This is a genomic window from Rahnella victoriana, from assembly GCF_004330295.1.
GTDB lineage: Bacteria > Pseudomonadota > Gammaproteobacteria > Enterobacterales > Enterobacteriaceae > Rahnella > Rahnella victoriana.
On sequence record NZ_SJOJ01000024.1, the window covers coordinates 44998 to 60447 of the forward strand.

Genomic DNA, 15450 nt, shown 5'->3' on the forward strand with positions numbered 1-15450 from the left:
GAAGCGTCATTCCATTAGAAAGCCAGTAATATGATGAAATTAAATAAAATTATAAGTGGATTATTACTGCTTCCATTGACTCAGGGCGTGATGGCCTTGTGGTCGCCGTTATCCGTGGCGGAAACCGTGGCGGCAAAGGATGTCACTGCGGATGAAGATGAAACGGTAGAATTTGACAGCCAGTTTCTCTACAACACACTGGACAGTGACAAAATAGATACCCGGCGTTTCAGCAAAGGGAATCCCATTATTCCGGGTATTTATAGCGTCGGCATTTTTGTGAATGGCACGCTGAAACTCAATACAAAAGTCACTTTTATCGATAATGGCAGCGCCACGGCCAGCGCCTGCCTGACGCCAAAACTCCTTGAACAGCTCGATATTCTTCTGGAAAACGCCGACACGCCGGACACCGGTCCGCAAGACGCCGGGCAAAACGCCGCTTCCTGTGAGGATCTCAGTAACAAACTGAGCGGTTCACGGGTCCGGTTTGATACCGCCGAACAGCGACTGGATATCACGGTTCCGCAAATCTATCTCGCCAAACATCCCGCCGGTTATGTGAATCCGGCCCTGTGGGAAGAAGGCATCACCGCGTTCATGCTGTCGTACGATTTTAACGCCTACCGTTCTGCCGCTGACGGGGATTCCCGCGACAGTGCATACGGCGGTTTAAATTACGGTGCGAACTTTGCCGGCTGGCGTTTTCGTGCAAGAGGGTCAACCAACTGGGACCAGGAAAACGGTGTCACCTATTCCAGTCAGGATGCTTATGTTCAGCACGATATTACCGCGTTAAAAGCCCAGTTCGTGCTGGGCGATACCTACACCCAGGGCGACACCTTTGATTCGATCAGTCTGAGAGGATTTCGGATATTCAGTGACAGCCGCATGCAGCCGGGTTCAGCGAGCAACTATGCGCCGGTGATCCGTGGTACAGCAAACAGTAATGCGAAAGTGACGGTCCGCCAGAGTGGTTCGGTGATTTATGAAGTGACGGTTCCACCGGGTCCTTTTGTCATTGATGACATCAATCCGACCGGCTATGGCAACAGTATCGACGTGACTGTAGAAGAGTCTGATGGCAGCAAACGGACGTTTTCATTGCCCTACTCTTCGGTGACGCAGATGCTGCGCCCCGGTAATACCCGCTGGGATATCGGCGTCGGCAAACTCAATGACAGTTCATCCGGTAATTCCCCTGACGTGGCGGTGCTGACGGGCTATTACGGTATCAGTAATACCTTCACGGGCTATGCCGGTATTGAGGCGATGTCATCCGATTACGTGTCCGCATTAGCGGGACTGGCCATGAACACCCCTGCCGGGGCATTTGCTTTTGATATTACGCACTCACGCGCGGATATCGATAGCGATAAATCAATGGAAGGTCAGAGCTACCGTATTTCCTATAATAAGCTGTTAACCGAAACCAATACCTCGCTGAATGTGGCCGCTTACCGGTTCTCAACACAGGATTATCTGAGCCTGCAAGATGCGGCATCGCTGCAAGATGAGATGAATGATGATTCTTTGAATAAAGAAGAAACGTTTAAAAACTACGACAGAATGAAAAACCAGATTCAGATTAATATTAATCAGCCTCTGGAATATGCGGAACAAGATTATGGTTCGCTTTATCTGACAGGCAGTTGGGAGTCGTACTGGAATCAGAGTAAAAAAACCTCGCAGTTTTCTCTCGGATATAATAATGCCTGGCGCTGGATTAACTACAGCATTTCATTACAGCGTGACTATAACGAGAATGGCGATCAGGATAACCGCCTTTATATTAGCCTGAGCATTCCTTTAGAAAATCTGTTTGCGCTGGGTAAACGTCCTGGTGGATTTACCAATCTGAATACCGGCTTGAGCACTGACTTTAAGGGCACGTCGCAACTGGATATGAGCGCAGGCGGTTACAGCGAGGATAACCGTTATAACTACAGTGTTAACACCTCCTCTTCACTGGCTGATTCCCAAAGCTTAAATCAGATTGGTGGATACGGAAGTTATAACAGCGCGTATGGCCCCATGAGTCTTTCCGCCTCTTTAACCGATGACGGCGGACGGCAGGCTTCATTTGGTTCCAGCGGAGGCATGGTGGTTCATGCAGGTGGTATTACTTTTGCTCCCGGAAATATCAACGACACCGATACGCTCGCGCTGGTTAAAGCCAAAGGGGCAAAAGGCACAAAAATGAGTGTGGGTGAAGGCCGGATTGACAGTAACGGGTATGCGGTCACCCCTTATCTTTCGCCTTATCGGGAAAACAACGTCGGTCTGGACATCAGCACACTGGAGACGGACGTTAATATTGTTAACACCAGCACCATTACCTATCCACGCAGTGGTTCAGTGGTATTAGTTAATTTCGAGACTGATGAAGGTCGCTCGGTTATTATGGAACTGCAGCGTTCCGATAACGGTTTTATTCCTTTAGGCGCTGATGTCTTTAATGATAAAAATATCCTCGTCGGAAATATGGGACAAGGCGGAAGAGCTTTCATTCGTGGTATTGACGATAAAGGGACACTTCATGTTGTTTGGGGAAGTGAGTCTGACCAATCCTGTAAAATTAATTACTCTATTTCAGAAAACCCCGAAAAAGTGAACCTGACGGTCATGTTAAAAAATATCGCTTGTAAAATGACAGATTGATTTCTGAGAAAACAGAATAAACAGGAAAAAAGATGATAAAGGAATACAGAACATTATTATCGCCATGCGCTGCCTTATTTTTCGGCATGAATATGGCACCGGTTTACGCACAAAATGTCAATGTTACTTTTAGCGCCAACATAATTGAAACAACGTGTGAAATGAAGCTGGAAGGCGGCTCAGGCAATGGCATCAACAATACTATTCCTATTGGTTCCGGCGGAAAGGTAAGTTTAGATAAAATCATTGCCGGAGATAATGCCGCCACCGCGACCTTCAAGATAAAAATGGTGGAATGCCCCGCGGGAATAACCTCGATTAAAACCACCATCAGGGGTACGCCATCCAGTTATGTCAATACGTTACTCATCAATGGGACTTCAGGTGAAGGTTCCTCCTCCTTTTTGGGCGTTTCTATTGCGCGCGCCTCAGCGTCAAACCAGCCTTTTGTCATTAACTCCACAAATGACAGTCAGCGGCTTAACTGGAGCAGCGCAGAAATCAATGCAAAAGAAGTCGCCCTGATTTCAAGACTGCAAGAAACACAAGCTAATAAAGGGACAACTGGTAATTTCAGTGCTGTTGCCACTTTTAACTTTAACTATGAATAACGTAGAAAAACACAGGTTATAGAAGATCTGCATGGAGAAAAGTAACGTGAAACCTAAAAATTTTTTACTGCTGCCGGCTGCATTCCTCATGACATTTTCAGCGCACGCGGTTGAGCTCACACCAACGGAAAATCTGACGGCCACCTTTACGTCCACTATTGAAGCAGGCACCTGCGTCGCGCAGATTCAAAATGCCGCCGGCGCCCCGACATCATCCATCAACTTTAATGATGTCTATAAATCGGAACTGAAACAGAAAAGTAAAATACAGCCTTTCAAACTGGTTTTTAGTGCCTGTTCGGGCGTTAAATCGGCAGATATTACGGCCAACCCAACGTCAGGGGGATGTTCGGGGGCGGACTCAAATGGTGATTCTTTTTCCAATAACGGCGGCTCAGCCTCCGCCGCCGCGGTCGAACTCTGGCGCAATGCACCCGACAGCGGGAATCAATTTAGTTGTGCGAACAGAGCCACACCACAAACCATCGCGCTTACCCCGGCAGGCACAACGTTGAATATGAATGCCCGAATGGTGATTGCGGCAGGCCGCACGATATCAGATGTCACTACCGGGAGTTTTATTGCCCCAATCACATTTGTGATCATCTATCAATAAATGACCTGAATAAAATCAACGGAATTCTTATGACAAACCACCCGGCCAATAAAAATAAAATATTATTTCGGATATCCGCGTTATTGCTTGCGGGGTGTTCTTTTGGCGTTGGTGCGCAAGATGATCTCAGTCTGAATATTCAGGCCAATATTCTTGAGACAACCTGTCAGTTAACGGTACAGAATGGCGGTGCCATTCATTTGCCCACGGTCAGTGTCAATTATTTTTCCGACCGGGGTTCCCCGCCTTCGCCAATATTGCCGACCGATCAGTTGGGGGGTTATCCTTTTACCCTGAGCCTGAGCGAATGCAATGATCTGATCGAGAATGTTCATTTCAGTTTCGCCCCGCAGTCAGGTAATTTCGCACCGGGCTCTAAACAGGTATTTATCAGCGAAACAGACGGTGCCGCCGATGGCGCAAATAACGTGGGTCTGGTGATATTTTCTCAGGAATACAATACCAATGTGCTGGAGACGGACGGCTCTTCCGATGTGAATTTCCCGATAAATGCCGCAACGCCCATGGCTGAAAAAACGGACTATCACTTCTATACCCGTTATCAGAATACAGGTGCCGTATCAGCCGGCCGGGTTACCTCAAAAGTATTAGTGAGCGTAAGCTATGAATAATCATTTATCTTTTAATTCGGTATCTATACGTTCGTCTCGTTTCATCCGCGCATTCACTTTTATTGTTTTATTAGTACTAACGGGGTGTTTAATCGTTAAACCGGCTGATGCGGCAAAAGAATGTTATTTCAAGGATGCCCCCTACACCGCAACATTAAGCTTTTCCGGCTCTGTGGTTTCTCTGCTACCGCACGTGACCAGTACGCAAATGATTACGGACTTAAATCAAAAAGCAACCACAACGAAGAGTGCCCGTACTGATTGTCGCGCCGGAGATTCCGGTGAGATTTTATATGGCATAGCAGGCGCCGTTTCTCAGACTGGCTATTATTCAGATGTTTCCCCCACTGCGGGGTTATATGCTACCAACATCCCGGGGATCCTTTATTCAGTTCAAATCAGAGGCACTGGTGGCGCCGGCAACATTAAGGCTTTCATGCCTTATTTTTACGGTTCAAGTGAGAGGATGGCAATGAACACTGAAGACATGGAAAGTAGTATGGATTGGGGGCAATGGTATGATTACTATATTGTGCTTTTTCAGACACCCCAGTTTACCGGTATTCCCAGTGGCGTGACCTCCATTCAGCCGGCTACCCCAGGGTATATCGGCGCTTTCAGAGTAGGTAATGAGGATACTGACAATCATCGTATCAGCCTGAATATGAGTACTTTCTCCTTCCCGGTGAAAACGCCAACCTGTACTTCACTGGTCAGCAGTGTGGGCGGCGGTACCATCCCGCTGGGGGATTACAGTGCAGCAAAAGTCAATTCAGGTGCGACCAGTGTGATGAATTTCAGCCTCAATGCTTCCGGCTGTACCAATGTGAATATGTTTAAGACCCGGGTGACGACGAATATTGTCGCGCCGGGAAACAATATGTTGTTGGGTAATTCAGTGACGTCAAATGCGGCAACGGGTGTGGGGGTGAAAATCACTACAGGTTCTGGCAGCCAGTTAAAACCTAACGACACTAATTCCATTTACTCAGTGACTGATTTGAATATGCCTTCATCTAAACAATTGCAATTCAATGCGCAACTGGTCGGCGATTCCAAAAGTATTTCGGTAGGACGTTTCTCAGCTACCGGCACTTTTGTTGTTAATTATGAATAATTAAAAAAACGGCGAAGGGATCACCCTTCGCCATATGTTGTGACGGAAACACGGCGTATTATTTCGCCGCCTTATTCGTCTTCTTCCAGATACGTATAACCGTATAAACCGGATTCAAATTCTTCAACGAACTGCGCCTGCAGTTCTGCATCCAGATCGGTTTCTTTCACCTGATCGCGGAAACGGGCCAGCAACACATTCGGATCCAGTTGCACGTATTCCAGCATGTCGGCAACCGTGTCGCCTTCATCAGACTGCTGCACTTCAATGCTGCCGTCAGGGAACACAAACACATCCACCGCCGCGGTATCGCCGAACAGGTTATGCATGTTGCCGAGGATTTCCTGATAAGCGCCGACCATAAAGAAGCCCAGTACCGGCGGATCCTCCGGATCGTACGGCGGCATTGGCATGGTCGTGGCTACGCCGTCACCGTCGATGTAATGATCGATGGTGCCGTCGGAATCGCAGGTAATGTCCAGCAGCACCGCACGGCCAACCGGTGGTTTGTCCAGACCTTCCAGCGGCAGCACCGGGAACAGCTGATCGATACCCCACGCATCCGGCATCGACTGGAACAGCGAGAAGTTGACGTACAGTTTGTCCGCCATACGTTCCTGCAATTCGTCGATGATCGGACGGTGTGCGCGGTTGCTTGGATCCAGCTGATCCTGAATTTTGTTACAGATATTCAGGTAGATGTCTTCCGCCCAGGCGCGCTGGGTCAGATCCAAAATCCCGTGCGCATATTGCGAATGGACGTCGTGCAAATCCATCTGGCTGTCGTGCAGCCATTCACGCAAGGAGCGGCGGTTTTCCGGATCGTGCATCTCGTTCCAGGTATCCCACATGCTGCCTAAGGCGCGCGGCGCATCGTTTTCAGGCGCTACCGGTTCTTTGAACTCATTGCGCTCAACGCCAATCACGTTGGAGACCAGCACGGTATGGTGCGCGGTCACGGCGCGGCCAGACTCGGTGATCACCGTCGGGTGCGGCAAACCATGTTCATTACAGGCGTCGCCGATACCCCAGATGACGTTGTTGGCATATTCGTTCAGGCCATAGTTCACGGAGCAGTCAGACTGTGAACGGGTGCCTTCGTAATCCACACCCAAACCGCCGCCGACGTCGAAGCACTGAATGTTGACGCCCAGCTTGTGCAGTTCGACGTAGAAACGCGCGGACTCACGCACACCGGTGGAGATATCGCGGATATTCGCCAGCTGCGAACCCAGATGGAAATGCAGCAGTTGCAGGCTTTCCAGACGCCCTGCTTCACGCAGCATTTCGACCAGTTGCAGCACCTGAGACGCCGCCAGACCAAATTTGGATTTCTCGCCGCCGCTGGACTGCCATTTGCCGGAACCCTGCGAAGACAGACGTGCACGCACGCCCAGACGCGGGATCACGTTCAGACGTTCGGCTTCTTCCAGCACCAGTTTAATCTCAGTCATCTTCTCGATAACCAGATACACCTTGTGACCGAGTTTTTCGCCGATCAGCGCCAGACGGATATATTCGCGGTCTTTATAGCCGTTACAGACGATAACGGAACGGGTCATCCCGGCGTGTGCCAGAACGGCCATCAGCTCGGCTTTCGAGCCGGCTTCCAGACCCAACGGTTCACCGGATTCCACCAGCGATTCGATCACGCGGCGGTGCTGGTTCACCTTAATCGGGTACACCAGGAAGTAGTCACCCTCGTAACCGAACGATTCACGCGCACGTTTGAACGCGGCGTTAATCGAACGCAGACGGTGCTGCAAAATTTGTGGGAAACAGAACAGTGCCGGCAGACGCTGACCGTCCTGCTCACGCATATCCTTAACCAGTTGTGCCAGATCAACACGGGCAGAAGGCTCGTCAGGATCCGGGCAGACACTGATGTGGCCCAGTTCGTTGACGTCATAATAATTGTTACCCCAATAGGCAACGTTGTAAGTGCGCAGCATCTTGCTGGCATCACGATCGTTCACGGCAACCTCCTGCATGGAGCGCAAAGAAACAGTATCGCCCGCGAGTGACGGACGGTGGGACTGGATGTCATCAGACATAGGTAAATCCTCTTTCTATACTGACAACATGGCCAGCCACTATCGCAGTAACAACAGGTGAGAACAACCCGCAAGGCTGGCTTTCGGACAGGATAAAAACCTGCAAGCCACAGCCACGGGACTGTTTTCCACTCATATCATTGTAAAACACGTTTTTAGACTCCGTGTGACGAGTCGGAAGAAATCAGGGGTGAATGCCCCGGGAGGTTGCAGGCTACATCAGTTATATGTCGGGATGGCGATGTTCACGCAAACCGGACGTTACTGAGTAGCGTACCGATGTCGGGGACTGACCTGTCTATAGTCAGGCTGTCTGAAACATCGCAAAGAAGACAGACGCTTTTCGAAATGAGGGTCTGAAAGAAGTGCTGCAGAACGCAATAAAGGCTGCAGGGGATGCTGTTGAAATGTTACAAACGGTAAAAAGTGGGTCATTAAACTAACCACCTCCACACGTGCCACGCATCACCCGCGGGCATTCGAGCTGAGAAAACAGTAATTACTGGAATACGCTGCTTCTATAGGGCCTACAGAAATGTGCATAGCGCGCGCCGTTTATACCGGCAACCCGCTGTAATTGCAAAATGAAAATGCAGTACAAATAGTTTCAGACCGTGAATATCACTGGAATCCCGCACAATAACACTAACTCTGTCACAAAAATGACTGGCATTCAGAACGCCTGCTATCCTAAAATAGCCGTCCAGATGTTAATCCGTCTATCGGGTTAACTATGAAGCTGCTTCAGGCTTTGCCTAATGGGGACATGCAGGACGCATTGCGACAATGGCGAGCTTCGCTCCTCATCTGCCAGTCTCCCCAGTGCTATGCAGTGATATCTAACCCGTCGTATGTAAGGTAAAGAACATAATGGCTAAACACCTCTTCACGTCCGAATCCGTTTCGGAAGGACATCCAGATAAAATCGCGGACCAGATTTCTGATGCCGTACTTGACGCGATTTTAGAGCAAGACCCAAAAGCACGTGTTGCATGTGAAACTTATGTCAAAACCGGCATGGTCCTGGTTGGCGGTGAAATCACCACCAGCGCATGGGTCGACGTTGAAGAAATCACGCGTCAGACTGTTCGTGAAATTGGCTATATCCATTCTGACATGGGTTTCGATGCCAATTCCTGCGCAGTCCTGAGCGCTATCGGTAAGCAATCGCCGGACATCAATCAGGGCGTTGACCGTACTGATCCGCTGGAACAAGGCGCGGGCGACCAGGGTCTGATGTTTGGTTATGCCACCAACGAAACCGACGTGCTGATGCCTGCTCCTGTGACCTACGCACACCGTCTGGTGCAGCGTCAGGCAGAAGTGCGCAAATCAGGCACCCTGCCATGGTTGCGCCCTGATGCGAAAAGCCAGGTCACTTTCCAGTATGACGAAGGCAAAATCGTCGGTATCGATGCCGTAGTGTTGTCTACTCAGCACTCTGAAGACATCGCGCTGAAAGATCTGCAGGAAGCGGTGATGGAAGAAATCATCAAACCTGTGTTGCCGGCAGAATGGCTGAACGCCGGTACCAAATACCACATCAACCCGACTGGCCGTTTTGTTATCGGTGGCCCGATGGGTGACTGCGGTCTGACCGGTCGTAAAATCATCGTGGATACCTACGGCGGCATGGCCCGTCACGGTGGCGGTGCGTTCTCCGGTAAAGATCCGTCTAAAGTTGACCGTTCAGCCGCTTACGCCGCCCGTTATGTGGCGAAAAACATCGTGGCGGCCGGTCTGGCTGACCGTTGTGAAATCCAGGTGTCTTACGCCATCGGCGTGGCTGAACCGACTTCCATCATGGTGGAAACCTTCGGTACCGGTAAAGTCTCTAACGAACAGCTGACCCTGCTGGTGCGCGAGTTCTTCGATCTGCGTCCATACGGCCTGATCCAGATGATGGATCTGTTACACCCGATCTATAAAGAAACCGCTGCCTACGGTCACTTTGGTCGTGAGCACTTCCCATGGGAAAAAACCGACAAAGCAGCCCAGCTGCGCGAAGCCGCCGGTTTATAAGAAACCCGCGCCTCGTAAAAAACCTCAAACCCCGCCGCAAACGGGGTTTTTTATTGCCCTCACCTTTCCATTTCGTTTCTGATCGCTTCCCTTTCGCCATTTCAATACCTGAACCCCTAATAACGACAAGCCAACACGGGTTTTTATCTCAATGATTTTAATGATGAATTTTTAAATACTCTTTATATGCACTTTACTTAATGCAGCATGAAGATATACGTAATATTAGATTTAACCGCCCTCTTTTATTTAACAATTCCGATAATAAAAACAAAATTGCGCATAAAATCCTTTCATTATCAGCAGGGTGAAAATCGCCCCAATTGTTATATTTGTGTTGAATATCATTTATACCGAAACAAATAACACAAATAGCTAATTTCTATGTCATTGACCTGAACATTCATTGAATCTATTATTCACCCCATCGAAAGCATCCAGACAAATATTTACTCAAAGGGAATTAACGACATCTTCTTCAGGATAGAGACTTATTAAACATTGAGAAAATGACAATGCAATTAATGAAATTAAAATCATGGACAATGATTTTAGCGGCCACCCCATTACTTTTATCAGCAGCATCATTTGCAGGAATAAGCGTCTATCCTATTTCGGTCCCGATGCAGAAAAGCGGCGGCGCACAAATAAGCGTAACCACAAACTCCGCCGATACGGAATATGTCAAAACAACAGTAAAGAAAATTAATAACCCGGCAACGCCGCAGGAAAATGAAACCACAATCAGTCAGTCATCAGGAAACGGTATTGTAGTCACACCGGAGAAATTCGGACTGGCTCCCGGCACGACCCGAATTATACGTCTGATTAATATTCAGCCTCCGCAAACCGAAGAAGCGTATCGCGTTTATTTCGAAGGGGTGCCGGGACTGAACAGCAATAATAATAAAAGTGAAGCAAAAAGCCCGGTCAAACTCGGCGTCAGCATGATCTGGGGCGTACTGGTTACCGTACCGCCTGCCGCGCCGAGGCTGGACTTCACGCTGAACCCGTCAAGCCGCGTGGTCAGCAACACCGGCAATATTCATCTGAAAATTAACAGTATCGGTTTATGTCCTCAGCAACACACTGATGATGGATGCAAATGGAGCAAACCGGTTAAAAACAGCATTTACCCAAATCAGCACGCCACATTAGATCCTGCCTTATTTAAAGGCGCTAATTATAGCGTGGTGAAGGTGAAATATTCCAACTGGACCGATAAAACCGTTGGCGTAAAAGAATTCAGTGCAAAATAAAATTCATTATTTCGCATAAAGAATAACTCTCGTTATAAACCCAGCATAGCAATATGCATCTTCTTAATTAGGAATTTAAAATGAAATCAATTATCAAACCATTGCTGGTCACTGCAATCATGGGCTTCGCCATTAATGCTTCTGCTGTACAGAAAGATATTACTGTGACTGCAAACGTTGATGCCACTTTGGATATGACCACTGACACCGGCGAAGTATTACCTTCAACGATGGAAATGGGTTATATGCCAGGCGTGGGTCTGCAACCTGTTACCCAGATGACTAAAATCTTCTCTAACGATGCAGAGAAAGACGTAAACATCAACCTGGCAGGTACTCCGCAATTAATGGATACCGTAGGGACCAACGCAAATATCCCACTGACCGTGAAATATGGCGACCTGACCCTGACTCAGGCTCAGCAGACCATGGCCGCAACTACCCTGTTCCCGAATGGCGATACCGCAAATGGTTCCATCATTCAGCCTCTGAAAGTCAGCCAGACCACTCAGGCACCGGTTGCTTCCGGTAACTACAGCGGTGTGGTCAGCGTTGTCCTGACTCAGGCAACTGAAACGCCATAAGCGTTCATTCCTCCTAAGTCATTCCTCATCGGCCTGTTAATCAGGCCGATTCTTTTCTCCTCTCCAGATTTTTGAATAAAGGAAAATAATGAAACCCAATCTGAAAGTCTCACTTTGCTTTCTGGCAATTCATTTTGCTTTGTTCAGCAATCTTGCTTTGGCGGGCTCTGACGTTCCGCCCGGCTTTGAAGAACTGGTCTCCGGTCAGAACGTCTGGCTGAATGTTAATTTACTCGGCCAGTCTGCCGGATTATATGAAGCCAGCGTCACGCTGGAAACGGTGCAATTCAAAGATCCGCAAGGCGTACTGAAAGCCTTAAATCTTCCGCTGAAAGCCGGTACGCCTGAGTATCAACAGATGCTGACAGCATTGTCCGCGCCGCTGGCACGTCACGGCAATCTGGCCTGCGGCAGTAACGCCAATGCCAAAGGCTGTGGTTATCTGGAAACCGATTCCCTTGCCCTGATCTATGATGAAAACAACAGCGCGGCCGACGTCTTTGTCAGCAAAAAGCTGGTGCCAGATGCCGGGAAAAAAGCCCTTTATTACACCCCTACCGCACAAACTGAAAATGCCCTGATTCATCAGCAAACGCTTAACATCGCGGCGCAAGATGAGTACCAGAGCCTGTCATTACAGGGCTCCGGCGCATTAGGTGTGCTGACCAACGGTTATGTCGGTTTTGACTGGTCGCTGGATTCTTACAAAAGTGATGACAGCGACAGCCAGACGGTGTCTGTCGATGATCTCTATTTCCGCCAGAGTCTGGGCAAGCGCCATTACGTGCAGGCCGGACGCATGGATTCACGCGACCTTTCCAGCAATCTCGGCGGGAATATCAGCTTCTCGCTGCTGCCACTGAACGCCATCGACGGTGTTCGCGCGGGCAGTTCCCTGAGCTATCTGAATCTTGAAGAAGCCAGCAAAGGCTCGCCATTAGTGGTCTTGCTTTCCAGCAAATCCCGCGTCGATGCTTACCGTGGCAACCAGTTACTCGGCACTTTCTATCTGAATAGTGGCTCGAATACTCTCGATACCGGCAACTTCCCGAGCGGCAGTTATGCGGTCACCTTGCGAATTTATGAAAATAACCAGCTCGTGCGCACCGACACTCAGCCTTTTACCAAAACGGGCGGGATCGGTGACGGGCATCTGCAGTGGTTTATACAGGCAGGTGAAACGGCAGATAACAAAGTCGTCAGTTCCACCAGTGACGATGACCAAAGCAGCACATCTCGCCAGCCGGTGATGCAGGCCGGGGCGCGTCTGCCGGTTTTTGCCGAACTGACAGCGACAGCAGGTATCGCCAATACCGATAATGAAAATTACGGTGAAGCGGGCGTGCAATGGACACACGGTTTTAACGGCAAACTGATCGACGGCGTGCTGGATATGCAGGCCAATGTGTTCAGCGGCACCGACGGTTCGAAAGGTAACGTGGAGCAAATCAGTTATAACGACGGTTTCTCCATGAGCGTATATCGCAACGCGGCTTACGGCAAAAGTTGCACCAGCGCCAATGTCGATGAGAATGATTACGCCGATATTGGCTGTTACGAATCGGTGAACGCCACACTTTCCGTGCCGGTCAAAGGCTGGTCCGCCTCACTGGGCTACACTTACAATAAAAACACCAGCCTTTCGCCGGACACGTCGTCATATGATCCTTCAAAGCCCTTTGAAGACAATATGATCAACAACACCGAATCGCAGAGCACGTCCAACACGGTGCAACTGAGCCTGAACAAAAGCTTCAACTGGAAGCAGATGACCATCACCACGCGCTTTGGCGGATACCGCCGTGAAAGCAGCAGTGCCAGTGATAACGATAAAGGCGTCTACATGGGTTTCTCCCTGTCACGCAACACGCCAAAAGATACGCAGCTTCGCAGCAGCAATACCTCCTTCAGTACGGATTATCAGGGCAGCCAGAATGGCGATGCGCAGATGACCTACAACGCCAGTCAGAACTGGGACTGGGGCAGCAATAACGAGCGCGAGCTGGGGATTGATGTCGGCGGCACGGATACCGATAACGCCAACGCCGCGGTTCACGGGCGTCTTAATGGTCAGTATGGCGACGGCGAAATGACGGTTTCTGACAGCTATGACAACCAGCAACAGACCCATCAGGGTGCTGTCACCGGCAGCTACAGTTCTTCCGTCGCAGTGTCTAAATCTGGCTTCTTCTGGGGGCCGGGCGGTACGGGTTCTCCGGGCGCAGCAGTCGCAGTGAAAGTGAAAGGCAGCGAAGAAGAACCCGATGCGGCAGACGATGCACTGATCGACGTTTCGGTTCAGGGCGGCGGTGCCACCAAAATGAAACAGAACAGCAAAGCCCTGTTCCCGGTGACCGGTTTTGAAGAAGGTAAAGTCTCTGTGAACGAAAGTCGTGATGTCAGCACCGGCAGCCAGGCCAGCATTACCCAGGGTGCAGGTAGCCAGAACTTATTCCTGCTGCCGGGGAAAATGAAAGTACGCGAAGTCACGATGGAATCTCATTACACCTATGTCGGACAACTGGTTACCAGCACGGGCGAACCGCTCAGTGGCGGCAACATGCTCAATGCGAATGCCTACAGCAGCTCAGAAGATGGCGGCTTTACCGCAGAAATGACGTCTTTAGCGAAGAACCTGTATGTTCGTAATGGCAATCAGAACTATCAGTGTGCGGTTACCGTGCAATCAAACCGTGATGTGGTGCGCTATGTCGGGAAAACGCTCTGCAAAACAGTTCAGTCTTCTGATCTGCCTGAAACTCGCCGGGAAATAAAATGAAACTCTCTGCATCTATAATTTCGACACTGCTCTTAGTAAGTGCTCAGCTTTTAATAACATCTTATGCGTACGCGGCTGTGGTTGAACCCACTGGCCGCGATACAAGTGTTAGCGTTAATTATGATCTTTCATCATCACCATCAAATTTTAATATTTGGAATCATGAATCTGGGGGATTTAACCCGGATAACCCGTCATTATGGGGGAGGAATAACTGGCGTTGCTTATCTAATACATCGCCTTCTACCGGACAATGTAAAAGTGGTGAAGCAAAAAATTCTCAGGGTGACTGGGGTGCGGGAGGGACGACATCCATCCCGACCCTGTTCATAGAAAAAAGGACAGGTTTACAGGCAGTCATTAATCTCGAAGGTTATCATGCTGGTGAGAACGGCAAATTTCAGGTCACTTCTGCTGATTCAGCGGGGAGCGGGAGCGAACAGTTTTTAAGTGTTTACATTACCTCTGCTGAGTTAAAAAAACTGCCCGTCGGCGGGATCTGGGAAGGCACGCTGGCTCTGGACTTGTGGCAATGGTCGCCCGGGAAAAACCTGGCAAGATGGACAGCGCATATCACACTTAACGCGACGGATAATAATAACCAGCAAATCTACTTACCTGAATTTGGTGAAGCCGCACCACGGGTTGACCTTAATATGCGCCCGCTGCCAGGCACCGGTGGTAATCAGACGCAAATGAATGGCGCTGCTACTCTGGATATGTGTTTATACGACGGTTATGGCTCGAACAGTACCAGCTTTACGCTAAAATTTGACGATCAACAGCAGGGAACGATTCAGCGTAACAGCGGCTATTTCTCTATTTATTCCGACCACGGCGACGTCAATCTGGATTCCGGCCGTATCGACTATTACGTGAAAATGCAGGCACCCGACGGCAAATACGTCAGCGTGAAACGTGGTGAAGATCTGGTAATCCCGGATATTCAGACCGCCCATGTCCGGCCGGTGCATCTTCCGGGGATCCCGCAGGCGGTATTGTGCGTCCCGGCGCCGTTGCAATTAAGCACCAAAACATTGGATATCAATAGCAAACAAGCCGGGCATTATACCGGGCACCTGATCGTGACGTTTACTCCACAGCTTTAGGCAGGC

Annotated in this window: 11 protein-coding genes; 10 read left to right on the plus strand and 1 reads right to left on the minus strand. The window is 49.5% G+C overall.

Features of this window, described 5'->3' with window-relative positions; genetic code table 11:
* Window positions 1-33 precede the first annotated feature (33 nt).
* From EYY67_RS18685 to EYY67_RS18705, 5 genes are read left to right on the plus strand one after another with little or no spacing between them, the layout of a single operon-like run.
* Window positions 34-2661, plus strand: coding sequence for an outer membrane usher protein (locus EYY67_RS18685; protein ID WP_131694122.1), 2628 nt, complete (start codon window positions 34-36; stop codon window positions 2659-2661).
* 32 nt (window positions 2662-2693) lie between these two features.
* A complete protein-coding gene (locus EYY67_RS18690; RefSeq protein ID WP_131694107.1) occupies window positions 2694-3272 on the plus strand; it encodes a fimbrial protein in 579 nt (192 codons plus the stop codon).
* A 31-nt stretch (window positions 3273-3303) separates the two neighbouring features.
* Complete coding sequence (locus tag EYY67_RS18695; RefSeq protein WP_131694108.1) at window positions 3304-3888, plus strand: fimbrial protein; 585 nt, start codon at window positions 3304-3306, stop codon at window positions 3886-3888.
* Between the two features lie 29 nt (window positions 3889-3917).
* Window positions 3918-4520, plus strand: coding sequence for a fimbrial-like protein (locus EYY67_RS18700; RefSeq protein ID WP_131694109.1), 603 nt, complete (start codon window positions 3918-3920; stop codon window positions 4518-4520).
* Window positions 4513-5637 carry a fimbrial protein gene (locus EYY67_RS18705; RefSeq protein ID WP_131694110.1) on the plus strand — a complete coding sequence of 375 codons (1125 nt, stop codon included), beginning with the start codon at window positions 4513-4515 and terminating at the stop codon, window positions 5635-5637. Before EYY67_RS18700 ends, EYY67_RS18705 begins: the two co-directional genes overlap by 8 nt.
* Before the next feature lie 71 nt (window positions 5638-5708).
* On the opposite strand, the gene speA is transcribed toward EYY67_RS18705, so the two are convergent.
* Window positions 5709-7691 (minus strand): biosynthetic arginine decarboxylase, encoded by a 1983-nt coding sequence (gene speA, locus EYY67_RS18710; RefSeq protein WP_095924812.1) that lies wholly within the window; start codon window positions 7689-7691, stop codon window positions 5709-5711.
* Between the two features lie 870 nt (window positions 7692-8561).
* On the opposite strand from speA, the gene metK reads away from it, so the two are divergent.
* The 5 genes from metK to EYY67_RS18735 all read left to right on the plus strand — a co-directional run bounded on the left by metK (window position 8562) and on the right by EYY67_RS18735 (window position 15444).
* Window positions 8562-9713, plus strand: a complete 1152-nt coding sequence (gene metK / locus EYY67_RS18715) for a methionine adenosyltransferase (RefSeq protein WP_095924811.1) — start codon at window positions 8562-8564, stop codon at window positions 9711-9713.
* 515 nt (window positions 9714-10228) lie between these two features.
* Window positions 10229-10972, plus strand: a complete 744-nt coding sequence (locus EYY67_RS18720; protein ID WP_095924810.1) for a fimbria/pilus periplasmic chaperone — start codon at window positions 10229-10231, stop codon at window positions 10970-10972.
* A gap of 80 nt (window positions 10973-11052) precedes the next feature.
* Entirely contained in the window at window positions 11053-11556 is a 504-nt protein-coding gene (locus EYY67_RS18725; RefSeq protein ID WP_095924809.1) for a CS1 type fimbrial major subunit, read from the plus strand.
* A gap of 88 nt (window positions 11557-11644) precedes the next feature.
* Window positions 11645-14335, plus strand: a complete 2691-nt coding sequence (locus tag EYY67_RS18730) for a TcfC E-set like domain-containing protein (protein ID WP_131694111.1) — start codon at window positions 11645-11647, stop codon at window positions 14333-14335.
* Entirely contained in the window at window positions 14332-15444 is a 1113-nt protein-coding gene (locus EYY67_RS18735; protein ID WP_095924807.1) for a CfaE/CblD family pilus tip adhesin, read from the plus strand. Before EYY67_RS18730 ends, EYY67_RS18735 begins: the two co-directional genes overlap by 4 nt.
* The last annotated feature ends 6 nt before the right edge of the window (window positions 15445-15450 follow it).